General features: G+C 42.3%; 33 protein-coding genes. All 33 read right to left on the bottom strand.

What is annotated here, in order from left to right; translation table 11 throughout:
• Window positions 1-114: 114 nt before the first annotated feature.
• Window positions 115-1653, bottom strand: a complete 1539-nt coding sequence (locus EO132_RS15420) for a glycogen synthase (protein WP_127138708.1) — start codon at window positions 1651-1653, stop codon at window positions 115-117.
• 119 nt (window positions 1654-1772) lie between these two features.
• Complete coding sequence (gene eno / locus EO132_RS15415) at window positions 1773-3065, bottom strand: phosphopyruvate hydratase (RefSeq protein WP_127138707.1); 1293 nt, start codon at window positions 3063-3065, stop codon at window positions 1773-1775.
• Between the two features lie 119 nt (window positions 3066-3184).
• A complete protein-coding gene (gene carA / locus EO132_RS15410) occupies window positions 3185-4297 on the bottom strand; it encodes a glutamine-hydrolyzing carbamoyl-phosphate synthase small subunit (protein ID WP_127138706.1) in 1113 nt (370 codons plus the stop codon).
• A gap of 95 nt (window positions 4298-4392) precedes the next feature.
• Window positions 4393-4896, bottom strand: a complete 504-nt coding sequence (gene rplQ, locus EO132_RS15405; RefSeq protein ID WP_127138705.1) for a 50S ribosomal protein L17 — start codon at window positions 4894-4896, stop codon at window positions 4393-4395.
• 60 nt (window positions 4897-4956) lie between these two features.
• Window positions 4957-5949, bottom strand: a complete 993-nt coding sequence (locus EO132_RS15400) for a DNA-directed RNA polymerase subunit alpha (RefSeq protein WP_127138704.1) — start codon at window positions 5947-5949, stop codon at window positions 4957-4959.
• A 21-nt stretch (window positions 5950-5970) separates the two neighbouring features.
• On the bottom strand, window positions 5971-6576 hold the full coding sequence (gene rpsD / locus EO132_RS15395; protein WP_127138703.1) for a 30S ribosomal protein S4: 606 nt from the start codon (window positions 6574-6576) through the stop codon (window positions 5971-5973).
• 112 nt (window positions 6577-6688) lie between these two features.
• Window positions 6689-7081: a 30S ribosomal protein S11 gene (gene rpsK / locus EO132_RS15390; RefSeq protein WP_127138702.1), complete on the bottom strand. Its 393-nt coding sequence runs from the start codon at window positions 7079-7081 to the stop codon at window positions 6689-6691.
• A 12-nt stretch (window positions 7082-7093) separates the two neighbouring features.
• Window positions 7094-7468, bottom strand: coding sequence for a 30S ribosomal protein S13 (gene rpsM / locus EO132_RS15385; RefSeq protein WP_014031990.1), 375 nt, complete (start codon window positions 7466-7468; stop codon window positions 7094-7096).
• 2 nt (window positions 7469-7470) lie between these two features.
• Window positions 7471-7587, bottom strand: coding sequence for a type B 50S ribosomal protein L36 (gene ykgO / locus EO132_RS15380; protein ID WP_010519235.1), 117 nt, complete (start codon window positions 7585-7587; stop codon window positions 7471-7473).
• A gap of 4 nt (window positions 7588-7591) precedes the next feature.
• The gene (infA, locus tag EO132_RS15375) at window positions 7592-7807 is read right to left on the bottom strand and encodes a translation initiation factor IF-1 (protein WP_014031991.1); all 216 of its coding nucleotides are present in this window, start codon (window positions 7805-7807) and stop codon (window positions 7592-7594) included.
• Between the two features lie 3 nt (window positions 7808-7810).
• Window positions 7811-9154 carry a preprotein translocase subunit SecY gene (secY, locus tag EO132_RS15370; protein ID WP_127138701.1) on the bottom strand — a complete coding sequence of 448 codons (1344 nt, stop codon included), beginning with the start codon at window positions 9152-9154 and terminating at the stop codon, window positions 7811-7813.
• Window positions 9155-9165: 11 nt separating this feature from the next.
• Window positions 9166-9618 (bottom strand): 50S ribosomal protein L15, encoded by a 453-nt coding sequence (gene rplO, locus EO132_RS15365; protein WP_127138700.1) that lies wholly within the window; start codon window positions 9616-9618, stop codon window positions 9166-9168.
• 13 nt (window positions 9619-9631) lie between these two features.
• A complete protein-coding gene (gene rpmD / locus EO132_RS15360) occupies window positions 9632-9811 on the bottom strand; it encodes a 50S ribosomal protein L30 (protein WP_127138699.1) in 180 nt (59 codons plus the stop codon).
• 12 nt (window positions 9812-9823) lie between these two features.
• The gene (rpsE, locus tag EO132_RS15355) at window positions 9824-10348 is read right to left on the bottom strand and encodes a 30S ribosomal protein S5 (protein ID WP_127138698.1); all 525 of its coding nucleotides are present in this window, start codon (window positions 10346-10348) and stop codon (window positions 9824-9826) included.
• Between the two features lie 7 nt (window positions 10349-10355).
• Window positions 10356-10709, bottom strand: a complete 354-nt coding sequence (rplR, locus tag EO132_RS15350; RefSeq protein ID WP_127138697.1) for a 50S ribosomal protein L18 — start codon at window positions 10707-10709, stop codon at window positions 10356-10358.
• A gap of 11 nt (window positions 10710-10720) precedes the next feature.
• Complete coding sequence (gene rplF / locus EO132_RS15345) at window positions 10721-11263, bottom strand: 50S ribosomal protein L6 (protein ID WP_127138696.1); 543 nt, start codon at window positions 11261-11263, stop codon at window positions 10721-10723.
• A 19-nt stretch (window positions 11264-11282) separates the two neighbouring features.
• Window positions 11283-11681: a 30S ribosomal protein S8 gene (gene rpsH / locus EO132_RS15340; protein ID WP_127138695.1), complete on the bottom strand. Its 399-nt coding sequence runs from the start codon at window positions 11679-11681 to the stop codon at window positions 11283-11285.
• A gap of 18 nt (window positions 11682-11699) precedes the next feature.
• Window positions 11700-11969 carry a 30S ribosomal protein S14 gene (gene rpsN, locus EO132_RS15335; protein WP_036379829.1) on the bottom strand — a complete coding sequence of 90 codons (270 nt, stop codon included), beginning with the start codon at window positions 11967-11969 and terminating at the stop codon, window positions 11700-11702.
• Between the two features lies 1 nt (window position 11970).
• A complete protein-coding gene (rplE, locus tag EO132_RS15330; protein ID WP_127138694.1) occupies window positions 11971-12522 on the bottom strand; it encodes a 50S ribosomal protein L5 in 552 nt (183 codons plus the stop codon).
• Window positions 12523-12524: 2 nt separating this feature from the next.
• Window positions 12525-12836 carry a 50S ribosomal protein L24 gene (gene rplX / locus EO132_RS15325; RefSeq protein ID WP_127138693.1) on the bottom strand — a complete coding sequence of 104 codons (312 nt, stop codon included), beginning with the start codon at window positions 12834-12836 and terminating at the stop codon, window positions 12525-12527.
• A 16-nt stretch (window positions 12837-12852) separates the two neighbouring features.
• On the bottom strand, window positions 12853-13221 hold the full coding sequence (gene rplN / locus EO132_RS15320) for a 50S ribosomal protein L14 (protein ID WP_014032002.1): 369 nt from the start codon (window positions 13219-13221) through the stop codon (window positions 12853-12855).
• 2 nt (window positions 13222-13223) lie between these two features.
• Window positions 13224-13481, bottom strand: a complete 258-nt coding sequence (gene rpsQ / locus EO132_RS15315; protein WP_100816200.1) for a 30S ribosomal protein S17 — start codon at window positions 13479-13481, stop codon at window positions 13224-13226.
• Window positions 13482-13494: 13 nt separating this feature from the next.
• Entirely contained in the window at window positions 13495-13686 is a 192-nt protein-coding gene (gene rpmC, locus EO132_RS15310) for a 50S ribosomal protein L29 (protein ID WP_014032004.1), read from the bottom strand.
• 19 nt (window positions 13687-13705) lie between these two features.
• Window positions 13706-14125, bottom strand: a complete 420-nt coding sequence (gene rplP / locus EO132_RS15305) for a 50S ribosomal protein L16 (RefSeq protein WP_127138692.1) — start codon at window positions 14123-14125, stop codon at window positions 13706-13708.
• Window positions 14126-14145: 20 nt separating this feature from the next.
• On the bottom strand, window positions 14146-14856 hold the full coding sequence (gene rpsC, locus EO132_RS15300; RefSeq protein WP_100816202.1) for a 30S ribosomal protein S3: 711 nt from the start codon (window positions 14854-14856) through the stop codon (window positions 14146-14148).
• Between the two features lie 10 nt (window positions 14857-14866).
• Window positions 14867-15274 (bottom strand): 50S ribosomal protein L22, encoded by a 408-nt coding sequence (gene rplV, locus EO132_RS15295; protein ID WP_127138691.1) that lies wholly within the window; start codon window positions 15272-15274, stop codon window positions 14867-14869.
• Between the two features lie 7 nt (window positions 15275-15281).
• On the bottom strand, window positions 15282-15560 hold the full coding sequence (gene rpsS, locus EO132_RS15290; protein ID WP_014032008.1) for a 30S ribosomal protein S19: 279 nt from the start codon (window positions 15558-15560) through the stop codon (window positions 15282-15284).
• A gap of 11 nt (window positions 15561-15571) precedes the next feature.
• Complete coding sequence (gene rplB / locus EO132_RS15285; protein WP_127138690.1) at window positions 15572-16396, bottom strand: 50S ribosomal protein L2; 825 nt, start codon at window positions 16394-16396, stop codon at window positions 15572-15574.
• A 9-nt stretch (window positions 16397-16405) separates the two neighbouring features.
• Window positions 16406-16696: a 50S ribosomal protein L23 gene (gene rplW, locus EO132_RS15280; RefSeq protein WP_108246811.1), complete on the bottom strand. Its 291-nt coding sequence runs from the start codon at window positions 16694-16696 to the stop codon at window positions 16406-16408.
• Window positions 16697-16703: 7 nt separating this feature from the next.
• Window positions 16704-17333, bottom strand: coding sequence for a 50S ribosomal protein L4 (gene rplD / locus EO132_RS15275; protein WP_127138689.1), 630 nt, complete (start codon window positions 17331-17333; stop codon window positions 16704-16706).
• Window positions 17333-17956: a 50S ribosomal protein L3 gene (gene rplC / locus EO132_RS15270; RefSeq protein WP_127138688.1), complete on the bottom strand. Its 624-nt coding sequence runs from the start codon at window positions 17954-17956 to the stop codon at window positions 17333-17335. Before rplC ends, rplD begins: the two co-directional genes overlap by 1 nt.
• Window positions 17957-18121: 165 nt before the next feature.
• A complete protein-coding gene (gene rpsJ, locus EO132_RS15265; RefSeq protein ID WP_108246808.1) occupies window positions 18122-18427 on the bottom strand; it encodes a 30S ribosomal protein S10 in 306 nt (101 codons plus the stop codon).
• 12 nt (window positions 18428-18439) lie between these two features.
• Complete coding sequence (gene fusA, locus EO132_RS15260) at window positions 18440-20566, bottom strand: elongation factor G (protein ID WP_127138687.1); 2127 nt, start codon at window positions 20564-20566, stop codon at window positions 18440-18442.
• Between the last annotated feature and the right edge of the window lie 8 nt (window positions 20567-20574).

Here is a 20574-nt window from a genome sequence, read left to right as displayed (position 1 = left end):
TTTTAATAGATTAGTAAAAATAGAATGCGAAAATTACGAAAAAGCACAGCCATTAACAATTTCCAGCCACTATTTGTGTTGATATTAACGCTAAATTGATATAGAAAAATTGCCTTAATTCAATTTGTAGAGCAGTTTGTAATATTCGTCCACGGATTTTTGCCATGTAAAACGCTTTTTACGTGCTGCCGCTTGAATTTTTTTCCAGGTCGGCTTATCGTTTTCGAACACATCCAAGGCAACATCCAAGGCTTCCAGCATGTTTTTTATTTTCTCATCATAACTGTCCCCATCAAATGCAAAACCCGTTTCCATGTGTTCAACGGTGTCCTTTAATCCACCGGTGTGATGGACCAGACAAGGATTTCCGTTTCGCATGGCCAACATTTGACTGATACCACAGGGTTCAAAGAGACTGGGCATGAAATAAAGATCGGATTCCAAATACATGGAATCAATCAATTTTTCTGACTGACCATTGGTAAAGATGAAATTCTTGTGTTCGTAACTCAGCTTTCTGAACAGTTCCTCATATTCGGGAGCACCTGTTCCCAATAGCATAAATATGCCATCCACCTTTTCCAGATGCTTCAGGATTTCCACGAATGCCTCAGGCGAACGCATGAAGAAGTAAAACTTTTGCTCCGTCAATCGAGCTACACTGGATGCGATGAATTTCGGTCTCTCATCCACAAAAGCCATGATTTTCTCCCCGGTATGGGCCAGAAAATCAGCTTTGTATTTTTTATCCTCTTGCTGTAGCCAACCGAACAATGCCTTGACCGTATTTCGGTAAATATTGCCTTTCTTTTCCTTGTTGATGTTTTTGTAGTTGCACCCGTTCAAAATACCGAACAATCGTCCCTCCTCATCCGCTGTCTGCAAATCCTTTTCAAGTCCTTCGCCCCCAATGAATTCCGGTGGCGAACTGGGCAGCAACACATCTTCTTTATACGAAGGCGAAACGGTATGTACGGCATCTGCAAAGCGAATTCCCACGGCCATAAGGTTGATACAATCCTGATACCTGTAATCCATTAATTTCTGGTAGTCCAAGGGTACGTTGGGAAACCAATTTTTAACGGACGAATAGTTACCATCAAACGGACGAATCCCTTGTATCGCCAAATTGTGGATACTGTACACAATGCGTATGTCCTTTAAATTGGTATACTCTGGATGATATTCCCTTAAAAACAATAACAAACTGGAGTGCCAATCGTGCAGGTGCACCAAATCCACCTCTCCAAAAGCGCCTTGTTTAATGGCTTCGGCCACAGCTGTACAAAAAATGAAGTATTTGATGGCATCGGTATAAAATGGCTCTTCTGGGTCGTTGTGATAAATATGCGCTATATCTCCAGCTTCTATCTCAGGATGGTGCAGTACATAATGAAAAATGTTCGGGAACTCCTTCTTCGGTTGCACCTCATACAATTCCGCTGTGTAGGTCATCCCTCGTAAAGTGAAATTCAAAGTGGTCCTGGGCAATCCTCCATGATGCAACCTGGAATAAGCCGGAACCACTACGTGCACTTTGTCGCCACGTTCAGAAATTTGTCTGGGAACATCACGGACGACATCGCCCATACCTCCGGCTTTACAGTTTTCCAAAGCATCGTTTTCGGCAGCGACAAAAAGAAAGTTATTCATGCAGGAGAATTTGAATGGTAGTTTAGTGAACCCTTAATTTAACCAAACTTTGTTATTGAAACAAAAAAAAGCCTTTCCCATTTGAGAAAGGCTTTTTGTATGCTAAATAATCATTATGCTTATTTTACCTTGAAGGCTTTTTCTTGTGGATAGTAAGCGATATCGCCCAACTCTTCCTCGATTCTCAACAATTGATTGTATTTGGCCATACGATCACTCCTTGAAGCGGAACCTGTTTTAATCTGACCTGTGTTCAATGCCACTGCCAAATCAGCAATGGTATTGTCCTCTGTCTCACCAGATCTGTGGGACATTACGGAAGTATATCCGGCATTCTTGGCCATGTTCACAGCGGCAATGGTCTCTGTCAATGTTCCAATTTGGTTCACTTTGATCAAAATGGAATTGGCGATTCCGTTCTCGATACCGCGAGACAAACGCTCCACATTGGTCACGAACAAATCATCACCTACCAACTGTACTTTGTCGCCGATTTTCTCTGTCAACAACTTCCAGCCTTCCCAATCGTTCTCATCCATACCGTCTTCAATAGAGATAATCGGATATTTATCACAAAGGTCGGCTAGGTATTGTGCTTGCTCTTCAGAAGTTCTTACCACGCCTTTGCTGCCTTCGAATTTTGTATAATCGTAAGCACCATCCACGTAGAATTCTGCGGAAGCACAATCCAAGGCGATCATTACATCATCCCCTAATTTATATCCTGCCTTTTCAACAGCTTTTCCAATGGTGTCCAAAGCATCTTCAGTACCACCTTCCAAGGTTGGCGCAAAGCCACCTTCGTCTCCTACCGCAGTGCTCAAATTACGTCCGTGCAATACTTTCTTCAGGTTATGGAAGATTTCCGTTCCCATTTGCATGGCATGGCTAAAGTCTTTTGCCTTGACCGGCATTACCATGAATTCCTGGAATGCAATCGGAGCATCGGAATGCGAACCTCCGTTGATAATATTCATCATGGGAACTGGAAGGGTATTGGCACTAACACCACCTACGTAGCGGTACAATGGCATACCCAATTCGTTGGCTGCTGCTTTTGCGGCTGCCAAGGAAACTCCCAATATGGCGTTGGCTCCTAATTTTGATTTGTTCGGGGTACCATCCAATTCAATCATGGTCTGGTCGATATAGTTCTGCTCAAAAACAGAAGTACCGATCAATTCCTCTGCAATGATGGTATTCACGTTGTTCACGGCTTTGCCAACCCCTTTACCCATAAAGGAATCGCCACCATCGCGTAACTCAACGGCTTCATGCTCTCCAGTAGAGGCTCCAGAAGGTACGGCTGCCCTTCCCATAATTCCATTTTCGGTTACTACATCTACTTCTACTGTTGGATTTCCTCTGGAATCCAATATCTGTCTTGCATGAATGTTGATAATGATGCTCATTTTAATTCAATGTTTTATAGTTGTGATTATTTAGGCTAAGATACAAAAGGTGGCGTTTTTAGCTTCATGATATTACTCACAAAACGCACTTAATTGCTTAAAAACAAAACTATAACGTTTTAGTTTTTCCTAGCCTTGATCAAATCGAAGAACTGGTCGAACAAATAGTCTGCATCGTGTGGACCTGGACTGGCTTCCGGGTGATATTGCACCGAGAATACATCCTTGTTCTTCATTTTGATTCCTGCTACGGTTTGATCGTTCAAATGGGTGTGGGTTATCTCCAGCTCCGCATTGGCCTCTGTTTCCTCCCTGTTCACGGCAAATCCGTGGTTTTGGGAAGTGATTTCCCCTTTTCCCGTCATCACGTTGAGGATAGGGTGGTTGATTCCCCTGTGCCCGTTGTGCATTTTATAGGTGGAAACCCCATTGGCCAAGGCCAGTACTTGGTGTCCCAAACAGATTCCGAACAATGGTTTGTCGGAAGCGATCATTTCTTTGGTGGCCGCCACGGCATCCGTTAAAGGCTCGGGATCCCCTGGTCCGTTGGATATAAAATATCCATCGGGGTTCCATCCCTTCATATCCTCATAAGATGAATTGTACGGGAATACTTTGATATAGGCTCCTCTTTTTGCCAAGTTTCTCAAGATGTTCTTTTTGATTCCGATATCCAAAGCAGAAATCTTGAATTCAGAATTCTCGTCTCCATAAAAATAAGGCTCTTTTGTGGATACTTTGGAAGATAGCTCCAAACCTTCCATGCTCGGCACTTGTTTCAACTCTTCCTTCAATGCATCGATATCGTCCACTTTTGTGGAGATCAATGCGTTCATGGCTCCGTTGTCCCTAATGTAGCTCACCAAAGCACGGGTGTCCACATCGGAGATGGCCAAAAGGTTGTTTTTGTCCAAGAAATCCAGAAGGCTCATTTTGGCATCCGGTCTTGAGTATTCGTAACTGAAATTTTTACAGATAAGACCTGCAATCTTTACGGAATCCGATTCCACTTCATCCTCGTGGGCCCCGTAATTCCCGATATGTGCATTGGTGGTCACCATTAACTGTCCGTAGTAAGATGGGTCGGTAAAAATTTCCTGATAACCTGTCATCCCGGTATTGAAACATACCTCCCCTACTGCGGTACCTTCTCTTCCTCCAACGGCCTTACCATAAAAAATGGTTCCATCCGCCAACAAAATCAACGCTTTTTTCTTTGTGTGATACTTCATTTTGTGCTCTAGTTTCAGTTAACAAAAAAACATAAAAAAAGGATAAGTTCTCACTTATCCTTTTTCCTTAAATACAATAGTTAATAACATTCTTCTTATTCTTCAGAATCGTCAGTTTTGGTTTCTGCTGCTGGAGCAGGAGCTTCAGCTTTCTTGGCACCGCCACCTCTTCTACTTCTTCTGGTTGATTTCTTCTTAGGCTTACCTGCGTTGTAAAGCTCATTGAAATCCACCAACTCGATCATTGCCATGTCAGCGTTATCTCCCAATCGGTTACCCAATTTAATGATTCTTGTGTAACCTCCCGGTCTGTCACCTACTTTTTCCGCAACGGTACTGAACAATTCTGTTACAGCTTCCTTGCTTCTCAAGTTACTGAAAACAACCCTTCTGTTGTGTGTACCTTTTTCGGTAGTCTGGTTGTTCTCGGTCTTTGCTTTAGTGATCAAAGGCTCGATGAACTGCTTCAACGCTTTGGCTTTTGCAACCGTAGTGTTGATTCTTTTATGCTCTATTAGGGAACATCCCATGTTGGCCAACATTGCCTTTCTGTGGGCTGCTGTTCTACCTAAGTGATTAAACTTCTTTCCGTGTCTCATTGTTCTAAGTTATCATCTTGCTACCAAATCCTGTTTGAGCAGGAGAGCAAAATATGATTATTAATCTTTATCTAATTTGTATTTGGAAAGGTCCATACCAAATTGTAGGCCTTTGTTGATGACCAATTCTTCCAATTCGGTCAATGATTTTTTACCGAAATTTCTGAACTTCATCAAATCGTTTTTGTTGAAGGAAACCAAATCTCCCAAAGTATCCACTTCGGCAGCTTTAAGACAGTTCAACGCCCTTACGGACAAGTCCATGTCCACCAATTTGGTTTTCAACAATTGACGCATGTGCAATGATTCCTCATCGTATGTCTCGGTCTGGGCAATTTCATCGGCCTCAAGGGTGATGCGCTCATCGGAGAACAACATAAAGTGGTGAATCAAAACCTTAGCGGCCTCGGTCAAGGCATCTTTTGGGTGGATGGAACCATCAGTGATGATTTCGAAAACCAATTTTTCATAATCGGTCTTTTGCTCTACCCTATAGTTTTCGATGCTGTATTTTACGTTCTTTACAGGAGTGTAAACAGAATCAACCGCAATGCTACCCAAAGGTGCATTGGATTTTTTGTTTTCCTCTGCAGGAACATAACCACGACCTTTTTCTATAACGATTTCCAAGTTGATGCTTACCTTAGGATCCATGTTACAGATAACCAAGTCTGGGTTCAGCACTTGATATCCTGAGATGAACTTTTGGAAGTCACCAGCTGTCATTTGTTCTTTTCCGCTTACGGAAACAGATACAGTCTCGCTCTCAACATCATCAATCTGTCTTTTGAACCTAACTTGCTTTAGGTTCAGGATGATTTCTGTAACGTCTTCAACAACGCCTGGTATAACAGAAAACTCATGTTCAACTCCATCTATGCGCACAGAAGTGATGGCAAAACCTTCCAAAGAGGAAAGCAAAACCCTTCTCAGCGCATTCCCAACTGTTAATCCATACCCAGGTTCCAAAGGACGAAATTCGAATTTCCCCTCGAAATCTGTTGAATCGATCATTATAACTTTATCGGGCTTCTGAAAATTAAGTAATGCCATAATTGGATTAATGTTGAATTCTTATTTAGAGTATAATTCGACAATCAGCTGCTCCTTGATATTCTCAGGGATCTGAAGTCTTTCTGGAACGGCAACGTAAGTACCTTCTTTCTTTTCAGAGTTCCAAGTGATCCATTCGTAAACGCTGCTGTTATTGGACAACGAATCCTCAATGGATTGTACGGATTTAGATTTTTCCCTTACACCAACAACATCGCCTGCTTTTAGTGAATAAGATGGGATGTTCACTACCTCTCCGTTTACGGTAATGTGACGGTGCGATACCAATTGGCGTGCCCCTCTTCTTGATGGGCTGATTCCCATTCTGAAAACCACATTGTCCAAACGGGACTCACACAATTGAAGCAATACCTCACCGGTAACGCCTTCTTTTCTTTTGGCCTCGGCAAAAAGGTTACGGAATTGCTTTTCCAAGATACCGTAAGTGTACTTTGCCTTTTGCTTCTCCATCAACTGGATTGCATATTCAGACTTTTTTCCACGGCGTCTGTTGTTTCCGTGTTGTCCTGGAGGGTAATTTTTCTTTTCGAATGACTTATCGTCTCCGAAAATCGCTTCTCCAAACTTTCTAGCGATTTTTGTTTTTGGTCCTGTATATCTTGCCATCTTCTGTTAATTTGAAAGTGCGATTATGAATTAAGGCTTATCCTTCGATAATCTAACTGCACCTTCGGGTGAAGACCCTTTTTAGGGGGCCGTTAAACAATATAATTGATAATTAAACTCTTCTTCTTTTCGGTGGTCTGCAACCGTTGTGCGGAAGTGGAGTAACATCTACGATCTCTGTCACTTCGATTCCCGAGTTGTGAATGGAACGAATAGCGGATTCCCTACCGTTACCAGGTCCTTTTACATAAACCTTTACCTTTCTCAATCCTGCTTCATGGGCAACCTTGGCACAATCCTCCGCTGCAATCTGAGCTGCGTAAGGAGTATTCTTTTTTGAACCTCGGAATCCCATTTTTCCTGCGGAAGACCATGAGATAACATCACCTTTCTTATTGGTAAGGGAAATAATGATGTTGTTGAAAGATGCAACCACGTGCGCCTCTCCGGTAGCATCTACGACTACTTTGCGCTTCTTAGCTGTTTTAGTACTTGCCTTTGCCATACTACCTACTTATTATTTAGTTGCTTTTTTCTTGTTGGCAACTGTTTTTCTTTTTCCTTTTCTGGTCCTAGAGTTATTTTTGGTACGTTGACCTCTCAATGGCAATCCAGATCTGTGGCGAATTCCACGGTAACAGCCAATGTCCATCAAACGCTTGATGTTCATTGAGGTTTCTGAGCGAAGCTCTCCTTCAATGGTGTAAGCTCCCACTGCTTCCCTGATTTTACCGATTTCATCATCGGTCCAATCGGAAACCTTGGTATCTTCACTTACTTGGGCTGCTGCCAAAATTTCTTGCGCCCTACTTTTACCTATACCGAAGATGTAGGTAAGCGAAATAACGCCACGCTTTTGTTTAGGTATATCTACCCCTGCAATTCTTGCCATAATTACCCTTGTCTTTGTTTAAATCTAGGATTCTTTTTGTTGATTACATACAATCTGCCCTTTCTGCGAACAATCTTGCAGTCGGCACTTCTCTTCTTTATTGATGCTCTTACTTTCATGTAACTAGTATCTATACGTAATTCTTGCTTTTGTTAAATCGTATGGGCTCATTTCCAACTTTACTTTATCACCGGGAAGCAACTTGATATAGTGCATACGCATTTTCCCAGAGATGTGCGCCGTTACCACGTGCCCATTTTCCAATTCTACCCTGAACATTGCATTGGACAATGCTTCAATAATAGTCCCGTCTTGTTCTATTGCTGGCTGCTTTGCCATAAATTATGCTACTTTTCTGTTTTTACCGGTTTTCATTAAGCCGTCGTAATGTCTGTTCAACAAATAAGAATTCACTTGTTGTACAGTATCTATCGCTACACCTACCATAATCAATAGTGATGTACCTCCATAAAACAATGCCCATCCGGCCTGTACATCCATCAACTTAACCACAATCGCCGGCAATACCGCCAACAAGGCCAAAAAGATAGATCCAGGTAATGTAATCAAGGACATTATTTTGTCCAAATAATTTCCTGTTTCCTTTCCAGGGCGTATACCTGGGATGAAACCACCACTTCTCTTCAAATCATCGGCCATTTTGTTCGTTGGCACAGTGATCGCTGTATAGAAGTAGGTGAATATGATGATCAATACTGCAAATAGGACGTTGTAAGCCAATCCGAATATATCGGCAAACTGTACTTCCATCCACTGACCTGCAGCAGTATCATTAAATGTCCTACCAATCAAACTTGGTGCGAACATTATTGCTTGCGCAAAGATAATGGGCATTACTCCAGATGCATTCAATTTTAAAGGAATGTACTGACGAGCTCCCATTACGTTCTTTTCGTATCCACCAGAAGCAGTTCTTCTTGCGTACTGAACGGGAATCTGTCTTACAGCCATGGTCAAATACACACTGGCCAAGATCACCAAGAACCAAACAATCACTTCAATCAACATAAACATAATACCTCCAGTGTTGTTGGTCGTCCTTGAAACAAATTCCTGAGCAAACGCTTGTGGCATTGTTGCGATGATACCTACCATAATCAACAAGGAGATACCGTTTCCGATTCCCTTATCGGTAATCTTCTCACCCAACCACATGGCGAACACACATCCTGTTACCAATATAATAACAGCTGGAACGATAAAATCCAAACCTTTGCCCAAAACAAATGCACTATCCGGTACACCTAGGGCACCAAGACCGTACAAATAGGCAGGGGCTTGAACGATACAGATACCTATTGTTAACCAACGGGTAATCTGGTTGATGGTTTTTCTTCCACTCTCCCCTTCTTTTTGTAGTTTTTGAAGATAAGGAATCGCAATTCCCATCAACTGCACCACAATGGAAGCGGAGATGTAGGGCATAATACCCAAAGCGAAGACCGAAGCATTCGCGAAAGCACCACCGGTAAAAGCATTCAGAATACCCAAGATACCATTTTCAGTTTGCGAGGATAATTCCGCCAACTGGGCGGTATCAATACCAGGAAGGACAACTTGGGCACCAAAACGGTACACCAATAACAATCCCAATGTTAGGATAATACGTTGCCTCAATTCATCTATCTTCCAGATATTTGATATGGTCTCAATAAATTTCTTCATGCTATAACTTCTTATAAACTTATTGCTTCACCTCCTGCTGACTCGATGGCAGCTTTTGCGGAAGCAGTAAATTTATGTACAGATACTTTAAGGGAGGCTTTCAATTCACCATTACCCAATATCTTTACCAAATCGTTTTTGTGGGCCAGTCCGTTATCGATAAGCGTTTCCAAAGTAACTTCGTTTTTCACGGTTCCTTTGTCCACCAACTCTTGAAGTCTGCCCAAATTGATTCCTGTGTACTCTTTTCTGTTCATGTTAGTAAAACCGAACTTGGGTACACGTCTTTGCAATGGCATCTGACCACCTTCGAAACCAATCTTTTTGGAATATCCAGATCTAGACTTGGCTCCTTTGTGTCCACGGGTAGAAGTACCTCCTTTACCGGAACCTTCTCCACGTCCTACACGTTTTCCTTCTTTGTGCACAGCGCCATTCGCTGGTTTAAGATTATTCAAATCCATGTGCCTTTATATTTTAAGCTTCCTCAGTGGAAACCAAGTGTTTTACCTTATTTACCATTCCAAGGATACTAGGAGTTGCTTCGTGCTCAACTTCCTGTCCGATCTTTTTCAGTCCAAGAGCCTCCAAAGTCCTTTTTTGGTCCTGTGGCTTTTTAATGCCGCTCTTTACTTGTGTAACTTTAATCTTTGACATAATATCCTCTATTTATCCTTTAAAGACTTTTTCCAAGGAAACTCCTCTTTGCTTGGCAACGGTGTCAGCACTTCTCAATTGCAACAAAGCATCGAAAGTAGCTTTCACCACGTTGTGCGGATTGGAAGATCCTTGCGATTTAGACAGTACATCCTGTACTCCCACTGCTTCCAACACGGCCCTTACGGCTCCACCGGCGATGACCCCGGTACCGTGAGAGGCAGGCTTGATGTAAACTCTCGCACCACCGTATTTTCCTTTTTGCTCGTGAGGAAGTGTTCCTTTGTTCAATGGAATACGAACCAAGTTCTTTTTGGCATCCTCGATAGCTTTGGCGATGGCTGTTGCTACTTCTTTGGATTTTCCCAAACCATGTCCAACAACTCCGTTTTCATCACCAACAACGACTATTGCCGAAAAACCAAAGGCTCTACCACCCTTTGTTACCTTGGTAACCCTTTGTACTCCAACCAAACGGTCTTTCAAATCCAGTCCTCCTGGCTTTACTGTCTCTACGTTTTTGTAATTCTGGTACATAGTTTTCTTAGAATTTTAGTCCTGCTTCCCTAGCTCCTTCAGCCAATGATTTTATTCTTCCGTGATATAGGTTTCCTCCCCTATCAAAAGCTACGGCTTCAACACCAAGCTTAAGAGCTTTTTCAGCTATGGCCTTACCCACGTTGGCAGCAACTTCGGATTTTGAACCTTTGGAGTCCACATCCTTGTCTCTGGATGAAGCCGACGCCAAAGTTACACCTTTATTGTCGTCAATCAACTGGGTATATATTTCTTTATTGCTTCTGAACACAGACAACCTTGGTCTTGCTTCAGTTCCGAAGGATACTTTGCGTATTCTTCTTCGGATGCGTAATTTTCTTTCAGTCTTAGATAATCCCATAGTCTTAATTATTAAGCTGATTTACCTGCTTTTCTTCTTAATTGCTCACCCACAAACTTCACACCTTTTCCTTTGTAAGGCTCTGGCTTACGGAAACCTCTGATCTTAGCGGCTACCTGACCCACCAATTGCTTGTCGTGAGATGTTAGTTTTACAATCGGGTTCTTCCCCTTTTCGGAGATTGTCTCAATCTTCACTTCGGGAGCGATGTCCAGAACAATGTTATGAGAAAATCCTAGGGCCAAATCCAATTTCTGTCCTTGGTTGCTGGCTCTGTAACCAACACCCACAAGTTCCAATTCCTTGGTCCATCCATTGGTCACACCTTCTACCATATTATTGATAAGAGCGCGGTATAACCCATGCTTTGATTTGTGTTTGTTTTCATCGGAAGGTCTTTCCAAAACAACACTTCCGTCCTCGACTTTTATGTCAATCCCTGAAAACTCTTGTGTAAGCTCCCCCAATTTACCTTTTACAGTAACCAAGGAATCCTTCACTTCTACAGTGACTCCCTCAGGAATTTTTACTGGACTGTTACCTATTCTAGACATTTTTCTTCTCTTTTCTCAATTAATATACGTAGCACAATACTTCTCCACCTACGTTCTCTTGCTGAGCTTGCTTGCTCGTCATAACTCCGTGGGAAGTTGAAACGATGGCTATACCCAAGCCGTTCAATACTCTAGGCAAATCATTAGAGTTTGAATACTTTCGCAGACCGGGCTTACTTACCCTCTGCAATTTTTTAATGATAGGCTCCTTGGTGAATTTATCGTACTTAAGGGCGATTTTGATGTTCCCTTGTACTTTATCTTCCTCGAACTTATAGCTCAAAATATATCCTTGATCGAACAATATTTTGGTAATCTGTCTTTTTAGATTGGAAGCAGGGATATCTACTACCCTATGACCTGCCTTGTTGGCATTTCTCAATCTGGTCAAATAATCTGAAATTGGATCTGTAAGCATTTCTTTTCTTTATCTAAATTACCAACTTGCCTTTTTAACTCCAGGAATCAAACCTTTGTTGGCCATTTCCCTGAACATAACCCTTGATATACCAAAAGTTCTCATGTATCCACGAGGTCTACCGGTAAGTTTACAACGGTTTCTCATACGAACAGGAGAAGCATTCTTTGGCAACTTTTGCAAAGCCTCATAATCTCCCGCTTCTTTTAGAGCTTTTCTTTTCTCGGCGTATTTCTCTACCATTTTAGCCCTTTTTCTTTCGCGGGCTTTCATTGATTCCTTGGCCATACTAGTTCTTTTTAAAGGGTACTCCCAGTTCGGTTAACAATGATTTTGCTTCTTTATCAGTTTCAGCGGAAGTTACGAACGTGATGTCCATTCCGTTGATCCTGTTGATTCTATCTATATTGATTTCTGGAAAGATGATTTGCTCGGTAACTCCCAAATTGTAGTTACCTCTACCGTCGAAACCTGTGGCTTTAACTCCTGAGAAATCACGTACCCTTGGAAGGGCACTGGTAATCAATCTATCCAAAAATTCGTACATGCGCTCTCCTCTAAGCGTCACTTTTGCTCCAATTGGCATACCCTTTCTCAATTTGAAAGTAGCAACGTCCTTCTTGGATAGTGTAGCGACAGCTTTTTGACCCGTGATATTGGTCAACTCGTCCACAGCGTGATCGATTAGTTTTTTGTCGGAAACAGCAGCACCGACTCCACGGCTAACCACTATTTTTTGCAACTTGGGAACTTGCATTACGTTTTGGTAACCAAATTCTTCCGTTAGCGCCTTAATCACGCGCTCCTTATATTCTTGCTTTAATCTTGGAATGTAACTCATGACTAAATTACTTCATTGGATTTTTTGGAAAACCTTACTTTTTTCCCGTCCCTTACTTCGTATCCAACACGTGTGGCATCGCCAGACTTTGGATCGATCAAGGATAGATTGGAAATGTGTATTGGGGCTTCCTTTTTAGTTATGCCTCCTTGAGGGTTGTTCGCACTTGGCTTTTCGTGTTTGGACACCTCGTTGACGCCTTCCACGATAGCTTTGTTCTTTTCACGGTCTACTTGAAGCACTTTACCTTCGCTGCCTTTGTGGTCTCCCGCAATGACTTTTACCGTATCCCCTGTTTTTATTTTCAACTTCATCTTTCTGATATTTCTTTTATAGCACTTCAGGCGCCAATGAAACAATCTTCATGAATTGTCTGTCCCTCAATTCTCTCGCAACAGGACCAAATACACGAGTTCCTCTCATCTCCCCGGTCGGGTTCAACAACACACATGCGTTATCGTCGAAACGGATGTAAGAACCATCTGGTCTTCTTACTTCTTTCTTTGTCCTCACAACAACTGCTGTGGACACAGAACCTTTCTTTACAGTACCGTTTGGAGTAGCTTCTTTTACGGTAACAACGATTTTGTCACCCAAGGAAGCGTATCTTCTCTTTGTCCCTCCTAGTACGCGGATGGTCAAAACTTCTTTTGCACCGGTATTGTCCGCAACCCTTAATCTTGATTCTTGCTGTACCATAATTATTTAGCTCTTTCTAGGATTTCTACCAACCTCCAGCATTTTGTTTTGCTCAATGGTCGTGTTTCCATTATTTTGACGGTATCACCTTCGTTGCAATCGTTCTTCTCGTCGTGGGCAACATATTTCTTGGTCTTCAGAACGAACTTCCCGTACATGGGGTGCTTCATTCTTTTTACCTCAGAAACCACTATCGATTTCTCCATTTTGTTGCTGGTAACAACGCCTATTCTTTCTTTTCTTAAATTTCTGTTTTCCATAAGGCAGAACCGATTATTGTAATTCCCTTTTAGTTAATTCAGTTGCAAGTCTTGCTACCGTCCTTCTCGTCTTTCTGATCTGTAAAGGATTTTCCAAAGGAGTAACAGCGTGTGCCATCTTTAGATCGGCGTGCTGCTTTTTGAACTCGGCCAAACGCTCCTTCAGCTCTTCAATTGAAAGTTCTTTTATTTCTGATTGTCTCATCTTTCTTCTCAATTAAAAATTAGGCGGAATAATCCCTTGCTACAACAAACTTGGTCTTTACCGGGAGTTTCTGTGCTGCAAGCCTCAAAGCTTCTTCAGCAATATCCTTTGGTACACCGGCAATCTCGAACATGATTCTACCTGGCTTTACCACGGCTACCCAATATTCCGGAGCACCTTTACCTTTACCCATACGAACCTCAAGAGGTTTTTTGGTAATAGGCTTGTCCGGGAATATTTTGATCCACAACTGACCTTGTCTCTTCATGTATCTTGTCGCAGCGATACGTGCAGCCTCTATCTGACGGGCAGTAATGAAGTGCGAATCCATGGATTTGATACCGAACATTCCATTGGAAAGTTGGTGCCCTCTCTGAGAGTTCCCCTTCATACGCCCTTTCTGGGCTTTACGAAATTTTGTTCTTTTTGGCTGTAACATTTTACCTTACTTTATCTTAATTACTTTCTACGACGTGATTTCTTGTTATCCTTGCCGCCTTTTCCTTGACTCTTGCTCAATCCTACCAACGGGGAAAGCTCTCTTTTACCATAAACCTCTCCTTTCATGATCCATACCTTTACACCCAATCTACCGTAGGTAGTGTGGGCTTCGTGCAAGGCATAGTCCACATCTGCACGGAAAGTAGACAATGGAATCCTTCCTTCTTTGTAAGATTCGGAACGTGCCATCTCAGCACCGTTCAAACGTCCGGAAATCTGAATCTTGATTCCTTCGGCATTCATACGCATTGCTGCTGCAATGGCCATTTTGATGGCTCTTCTGTATGAAATCCTGCTTTCGATTTGTCTTGCAACACTCGCAGCTACTAAATTGGCATCAAGCTCAGGCCTCTTAATTTCATGAATATTGATCTGAACCTCTTTGTTGGTAATTTTCTTAAGCTCTTCCTTAAGTTTATCCACCTCTTGTCCACCTTTACCGATAATGATACCAGGTCTTGACGTGGTAATGGTAATCGTGATCAATTTCAAGGTTCTCTCTATAATTACCCTGGATACGCTGGCTTTTGCCAAACGCGCATAAAGGTATTTTCTGATCTTATCGTCTTCAGCCAGTTTATCGCCGTAATCATTTCCTCCGTACCAGTTGGATTCCCATCCTCTGATAATTCCTAAGCGATTTCCTATTGGATTGGTCTTCTGTCCCATATTCTAATTTCTAGCTTTCAACGTTGTTATTGGCCTCCAAGATCATGGTCACATGATTGGAACGCTTTCTGATTCTATGTGCTCTACCTTGTGGAGCTGGTCTCAATCTCTTCAACATGGTCCCTCCGTCCACACGGATTTCCTTGATGTAAAGATCGGCAGCCTCGATATCGGCACCTTCATTTTTAGCTTCCCAGTTTGCGATTGCAGAAAGCAAAAGCTTTTCCAATTTCCTGGATGCTTCTTTAGGGTTGAACCTAAGGGTTGCCAATGCCATTTCAATTTGCTTACCTCTTACCAAGTCAGCGACCAAACGCATTTTCCTTGGAGAAGTTGGGCAATTGTTAAGCTTTGCAATAGCAAGTTGCTTCTTCTCTTCTTTTAACCTTTCGGCCATTTCTCTTTTACGAACTCCCATAGCTTACTTACTTTTTACCTTTGTTTTTAGCTCCTGCATGACCCCTAAAAGATCTTGTAGGTGAAAATTCCCCTAGTTTGTGACCTACCATGTTTTCAGTAACGAAAACGGGAACAAATTGTCTACCGTTGTGCACTGCGATGGTTTGCCCAACAAAGTCCGGAGTTATCATAGAGGCTCTAGACCACGTTTTGATAACCGATTTCTTACCTGATTCTATATTGGCCTGGACTTTTTTCTCCAGACTAAAATGAACGTATGGTCCTTTTTTTAACGAACGTGCCATTTACTTTTCTTTTATTTCTTTCTACGTTCTATGATATATCTATTGGTGTCCTTAGTTCTAGAACGAGTTCTGAATCCTTTAGCAGGAATACCGTTCTTAGATCTTGGATGACCTCCTGAAGCTCTACCTTCACCACCTCCCATTGGGTGATCGACAGGGTTCATAGCTACAGGTCTAGTTCTTGGTCTCCTACCCAACCATCTGCTTCTACCGGCTTTACCGGAAACGAGCAATTGGTGGTCAGAGTTGGAAACCGCTCCAATCGTAGCCAAACAAGTGGCCAAAACCATTCTTGTTTCGCCTGAAGGCAATTTCAAGGTCACGAACTTACCGTCTTTCGCCATCAATTGGGCAAAAGTTCCAGCACTACGTGCCATGATAGCACCTTGACCAGGTCTCAACTCAATACAAGACACAATAGTACCCAATGGAACTTCGCTCAATGGAAGTGCATTTCCAATTTCAGGTGCAGAACCGGAACCAGACTTGATTGTCTGACCCACCTGCAATCCGTTTTGGGCAACCACATATCTTTTTTCACCATCCCTGTACTCTACCAAGGCGATAAATGCAGTTCTGTTGGGATCGTACTGGATTGAAACCACAGTAGCCTCTTCTCCTTGCTTGTCCCTTTTGAAATCGATGATTCGATATCTTCTTTTATGACCACCACCTTTGTGACGCATGGTCATTTTTCCTTGACTGTTCCTACCACCTGTCTTTTTTATCGGAGCAAGCAAGCTTTTCTCCGGCTTATCAGTAGTAATCGCGTCAAATCCGTTTACTACTCTAAAACGCTGACCAGGGGTTATCGGTTTTAATTTTCTAACTGACATTTCTCGTCTTTATAGATTACTGTAAAAATCAATAATATCACCTTCAGCTACATCAACAATCGCTTTTTTGATTGCGTTTGTCTTACCGTGCTGAATTCCGGTTTTTGTATAACGACTCTTACGCGTTGGACCATAGTTCATGGTTCTTACCTTTTCAACAGAAACACCATAAGTAGCCTCTACCGCTTCCTTGATTTCCAACTTGTTAGCAGCTGGGTTTACAAAGAATCCGTAGCGATTGAAAAGCTCGCTATCAGCGGTCATTTTCTCCGTAATTATCGGTTTTATCAACACACTCATGATACTTTTATTTCTTTAGGTTCGATTCAATTCCTTCCAAAGCGCTTTCGGTCAATACCAAACTTGTTGCGTTAACAATTTTGTAAGTATTTAATTCTGAGCCTGTTACAACTTCGGAGCGTTCCAAATTACGCGACGACAAATATACGTTATTATTTGTATCGCCCAACACAATAAGGGACTTTTTATTTTCTATTCCCAAGGAAGACAAGAAATTAACGAAGTCCTTGGTTTTAGGAGCATCAAAACTGAAGTCTTCCACAACCACCAAAGATTTGTCTTTGGACTTCAAGCTCAAGGCAGATTTTCTTGCCAATCGCTTCATGTTCTTGTTCAACTTTTGGGTGTAATCTTTTGGTCTTGGACCAAAGATTCTACCACCACCTTTAAAAATAGGCGACTTGATGCTACCAGCCCTTGCGGTACCGGTACCCTTTTGCTTTTTGATCTTTCTGGTACTACCGGCGATCTCTGCTCTTTCTTTGGCTTTGTGCGTACCTTGCCTTTGGTGGGCCAAGTATTGCTTTACATCCAAATAAATAGCATGCTCGTTGGGCTCTATCGCGAAAACATCGTCGGAAAGCTCTACTTTCCTTCCTGTTTCTTTTCCTTTGATATCTAAAACTGCTACCTTCATTATTGCCACCTTTGAATTGTTACATAAGCATTTTTGTGACCTGGAACACATCCTTTGACTACCAAAAGATTTTTCTCAGGAACCACCTTCAATACTTTTAAGTTTTGCACAGTCACTCTGTCACCACCCATTCTTCCGGCCATACGAAGACCTTTTACAACTTTGGATGGATAAGAGGCAGCACCAATGGAACCAGGAGCTCTCAATCTGTTGTGCTGACCATGGGTCGCTTGTCCAACTCCACCAAAACCGTGACGTTTAACAACACCTTGGAATCCTTTTCCTTTTGATGTACCTACTACATCAACAAACTCTCCTTCTACAAACAAATCAACACCTACAGTGTCGCCCAATTTGTATTCACCTTCAAACCCTTGGAACTCAACGACTTTCTTTTTAGGAGAAGTACCTGCTTTCTTGTAGTGACCTGTTTCGGCCTTGTTAGCACGTTTTTCTGCCTTGTCATCGAAACCAAGCTGAAGGGCTTTGTACCCGTCTACCTCTTCGGTTCTGACTTGGGTAACCACGCATGGCCCAGCTTCCAATACGGTACATGGAACGTTCTTTCCATTCTCGTCGAAAATGCTGGTCATACCGATTTTCTTACCTATTAACCCAGACATATTTAATTAATTAACAATTATTTACTTTTTATAACTCTAGCCAATTACTTGGCAAAAAAATTGGGTCAAGAAAACAATTCTGTTCTGACCCAGATTCTTTTCTTTCTCCGTTTTTCCCGAACCGTCGTCCGGGACATGTACTCCCGCCTTTTGGCAGAAACTTTATCAGACCTTGATCTCAACCTCAACACCACTTGGAAGCTCAAGCTTCATAAGGGCATCGATGGTTTTTGATGAAGAGCTGTATATATCCAACAACCTCTTGTAAGAGCTCAATTGGAACTGCTCTCTGGCCTTTTTGTTCACGTGCGGCGAACGCAAAACCGTGAATATCTTTTTGCGTGTTGGCAATGGAATCGGCCCAGTTACCACAGCACCTGTTGTTTTTACTGTCTTCACGATCTTCTCAGCAGATTTGTCCACCAAATTGTGATCGTAAGATTTCAATTTTATTCTAATTTTTTGACTCATCTTGCTGAAAAATTAAGCGGTTACTCCTTTAGCTGCTTTGATTACTTCCTCTGCAATGTTGGAAGGCGTCTCTGCATAATGTGAAAATTCCATTGTCGATGTTGCCCTACCTGAAGACAAAGTCCTCAAGGAAGTAACATAACCGAACATCTCTGATAGTGGCACTTCTGCTTTTACAACTTTGGCACCTGCTCTATCCGACATGCTGTTCACTTGACCTCTTCTACGGTTCAAGTCACCAACAATATCTCCCATGTTCTCTTCTGGAGTAAGAACCTCCAACTTCATGATTGGCTCCATGATTACCGCTTTAGCTTTCTTAGCAGCAACTTTGTAACCCAATTTTGCAGCTAGTTCGAAAGAAAGTTGGTCGGAATCCACGGGGTGGAACGATCCATCTTTAAGGGTAATTTTCATGGAATCCATTTCGAAACCTGCCAAAGGACCATTTTTCATAGCCTCTTTGAAACCTTTCTCAACAGACGGAACAAATTCCTTAGGAATGTTACCACCTTTGATCACGTTTACAAACTCAAGTCCGGACTTGCCTTCCTCAGCAGGTTCCATGGTAAATACGATATCCGCAAATTTACCACGACCACCAGTTTGTTTCTTATAAGTCTCTCTGTGATCAGCCGAACCAGTGATAGCTTCTTTGTACTCTACCTGAGGCTGACCCTGAGTAACGTCTACTTTAAATTCACGCTTAAGACGATCACAAATAATATCCAAGTGAAGCTCACCCATACCAGAAATAATGGTCTGACCTGATGCCTCGTCTGTTTTTACCTGGAATGTTGGATCCTCTTCGGCCAATTTTGCCAAAGCCATGCCCAATTTATCAACATCCGCCTTAGTTTTTGGCTCTACGGCGATACCGATTACAGGCTCAGGGAATTGCATACTTTCCAAAACAATCGGGTGTTTTTCATCGGAAAGGGTATCCCCGGTTTTGATATCTTTAAATCCAACCGCTGCTCCAATATCACCTGCCTCGATGTATTCGATGGCGTTTTGTTTGTTGGAATGCATCTGGTAAATACGCGAAATACGCTCTTTGTTTCCTGAACGGTTGTTCAAAACATAAGACCCAGCATCCAAACGACCTGAATACGCTCTAAAGAATGCCAAACGACCTACGAAAGGATCTGTAGCAATCTTAAAGGCAAGCGCAGCAAAAGGTTCTTTTGGGTCCGGCTTTCTTTTTTCTTCTTTTTCAGTATCAGGGTTGACACCTACGATATCATCCTTATCCAAAGGAGAAGGCAAATAACGACAAACGGCATCCAACAAGAACTGAACTCCTTTGTTCTTAAAGGAAGAACCACAGATCATTGGAATAATTGCCCTATCCATCACTGCAGCACGCAAAGCGGCATGCACTTCTTCTTCTGTGATGGAATCTTCATCTTCGAAGAACTTCTCCATCAATTCCTCATCATATTCCGCAACAGCCTCAATCAAGGCAGCTCTATGCTCCTTAACCTCATCTTTCATTTCTTCAGGGATATCAACCACATCGAATGTTGATCCGAAGTTATCCTCGTGCCATACAACAGCTCTGTTCTTGGCCAAGTCAACGATACCTCTAAAGTCAGCCTCATCACCAATCGGCAATACAATCGGCACAGCATTGGACCCCAACATTTCGCGAACCTGCTTACAAACAGCCAAGAAGTTGGAACCTTGACGGTCCATCTTGTTCACAAAACCAATTCTTGGCACTTTATAGTTATCAGCCAATCTCCAGTTGGTTTCGGATTGCGGCTCAACACCGTCAACGGCACTGAACAAGAACACCAATCCATCCAACACACGAAGGGAACGGTTTACCTCAACCGTAAAGTCAACGTGTCCGGGAGTGTCGATAATGTTAAAGTGGTAATCTTTTGTATCAGGCAAAGTTTGCGCATTCTCCATAGGGAACTTCCACGTGCATGTAGTAGCCGCAGATGTAATGGTAATACCACGCTCTTGCTCTTGCTCCATCCAGTCCATGGTTGCCGCACCATCGTGCACCTCACCAATTTTGTGACTCACACCTGTATAGAAAAGAATACGTTCTGTAGTAGTTGTCTTTCCAGCATCAATGTGAGCTGCAATACCTATATTCCTTGTATATTTTAAATCTCTTCCCATTGTATTGT

The organism is Flagellimonas oceanensis, assembly GCF_003992595.1.
Classification (GTDB): Bacteria; Bacteroidota; Bacteroidia; order Flavobacteriales; family Flavobacteriaceae; genus Flagellimonas; species Flagellimonas oceanensis.
This window is presented reverse-complemented; position numbering and strand designations above follow the sequence as displayed.

Excerpts from the sequence above, each read along its gene's own strand:
- rpmD (WP_127138699.1), bottom strand. The coding sequence starts at position 9,811 with ATGTCAAAGATTAAAGTTACACAAGTAAAGAGCGGCATTAAAAAGCCA.
- rpsC (WP_100816202.1), bottom strand. The coding sequence starts at position 14,856 with ATGGGACAGAAGACCAATCCAATAGGAAATCGCTTAGGAATTATCAGA.
- eno (WP_127138707.1), bottom strand. The coding sequence starts at position 3,065 with ATGAGCATCATTATCAACATTCATGCAAGACAGATATTGGATTCCAGA.
- rplR (WP_127138697.1), bottom strand. The coding sequence starts at position 10,709 with ATGGGATTATCTAAGACTGAAAGAAAATTACGCATCCGAAGAAGAATA.
- rplP (WP_127138692.1), bottom strand. The coding sequence starts at position 14,125 with ATGTTACAGCCAAAAAGAACAAAATTTCGTAAAGCCCAGAAAGGGCGT.
- rpsE (WP_127138698.1), bottom strand. The coding sequence starts at position 10,348 with ATGTACCAGAATTACAAAAACGTAGAGACAGTAAAGCCAGGAGGACTG.
- rpsJ (WP_108246808.1), bottom strand. The coding sequence starts at position 18,427 with ATGAGTCAAAAAATTAGAATAAAATTGAAATCTTACGATCACAATTTG.
- rplQ (WP_127138705.1), bottom strand. The coding sequence starts at position 4,896 with ATGAGACACGGAAAGAAGTTTAATCACTTAGGTAGAACAGCAGCCCAC.
- EO132_RS15400 (WP_127138704.1), bottom strand. The coding sequence starts at position 5,949 with ATGGCATTACTTAATTTTCAGAAGCCCGATAAAGTTATAATGATCGAT.
- rplW (WP_108246811.1), bottom strand. The coding sequence starts at position 16,696 with ATGAGTGTGTTGATAAAACCGATAATTACGGAGAAAATGACCGCTGAT.
- rpsH (WP_127138695.1), bottom strand. The coding sequence starts at position 11,681 with ATGCTTACAGATCCAATTTCAGATTATTTGACCAGATTGAGAAATGCC.
- rpsS (WP_014032008.1), bottom strand. The coding sequence starts at position 15,560 with ATGGCACGTTCGTTAAAAAAAGGACCATACGTTCATTTTAGTCTGGAG.
- rplC (WP_127138688.1), bottom strand. The coding sequence starts at position 17,956 with ATGTCTGGGTTAATAGGTAAGAAAATCGGTATGACCAGCATTTTCGAC.
- rplN (WP_014032002.1), bottom strand. The coding sequence starts at position 13,221 with ATGGTACAGCAAGAATCAAGATTAAGGGTTGCGGACAATACCGGTGCA.
- EO132_RS15420 (WP_127138708.1), bottom strand. The coding sequence starts at position 1,653 with ATGAATAACTTTCTTTTTGTCGCTGCCGAAAACGATGCTTTGGAAAAC.
- rplB (WP_127138690.1), bottom strand. The coding sequence starts at position 16,396 with ATGTCAGTTAGAAAATTAAAACCGATAACCCCTGGTCAGCGTTTTAGA.
- infA (WP_014031991.1), bottom strand. The coding sequence starts at position 7,807 with ATGGCAAAGCAGCCAGCAATAGAACAAGACGGGACTATTATTGAAGCA.
- rpsN (WP_036379829.1), bottom strand. The coding sequence starts at position 11,969 with ATGGCCAAGGAATCAATGAAAGCCCGCGAAAGAAAAAGGGCTAAAATG.
- rpsM (WP_014031990.1), bottom strand. The coding sequence starts at position 7,468 with ATGGCAAGAATTGCAGGGGTAGATATACCTAAACAAAAGCGTGGCGTT.
- rplE (WP_127138694.1), bottom strand. The coding sequence starts at position 12,522 with ATGAGTTACATTCCAAGATTAAAGCAAGAATATAAGGAGCGCGTGATT.
- rplF (WP_127138696.1), bottom strand. The coding sequence starts at position 11,263 with ATGTCTAGAATAGGTAACAGTCCAGTAAAAATTCCTGAGGGAGTCACT.
- rplO (WP_127138700.1), bottom strand. The coding sequence starts at position 9,618 with ATGGATTTGAATAATCTTAAACCAGCGAATGGCGCTGTGCACAAAGAA.
- rplV (WP_127138691.1), bottom strand. The coding sequence starts at position 15,274 with ATGGGAGTTCGTAAAAGAGAAATGGCCGAAAGGTTAAAAGAAGAGAAG.
- rpmC (WP_014032004.1), bottom strand. The coding sequence starts at position 13,686 with ATGAGACAATCAGAAATAAAAGAACTTTCAATTGAAGAGCTGAAGGAG.
- secY (WP_127138701.1), bottom strand. The coding sequence starts at position 9,154 with ATGAAGAAATTTATTGAGACCATATCAAATATCTGGAAGATAGATGAA.
- rplX (WP_127138693.1), bottom strand. The coding sequence starts at position 12,836 with ATGAAGTTGAAAATAAAAACAGGGGATACGGTAAAAGTCATTGCGGGA.
- rplD (WP_127138689.1), bottom strand. The coding sequence starts at position 17,333 with ATGAAGGTAGCAGTTTTAGATATCAAAGGAAAAGAAACAGGAAGGAAA.
- carA (WP_127138706.1), bottom strand. The coding sequence starts at position 4,297 with ATGAAGTATCACACAAAGAAAAAAGCGTTGATTTTGTTGGCGGATGGA.
- fusA (WP_127138687.1), bottom strand. The coding sequence starts at position 20,566 with ATGGGAAGAGATTTAAAATATACAAGGAATATAGGTATTGCAGCTCAC.
- rpsD (WP_127138703.1), bottom strand. The coding sequence starts at position 6,576 with ATGGCAAGATATACAGGACCAAAAACAAAAATCGCTAGAAAGTTTGGA.
- rpsQ (WP_100816200.1), bottom strand. The coding sequence starts at position 13,481 with ATGGAAAACAGAAATTTAAGAAAAGAAAGAATAGGCGTTGTTACCAGC.
- ykgO (WP_010519235.1), bottom strand. The coding sequence starts at position 7,587 with ATGAAAGTAAGAGCATCAATAAAGAAGAGAAGTGCCGACTGCAAGATT.
- rpsK (WP_127138702.1), bottom strand. The coding sequence starts at position 7,081 with ATGGCAAAGGCAAGTACTAAAACAGCTAAGAAGCGCAAAGTAGTCGTA.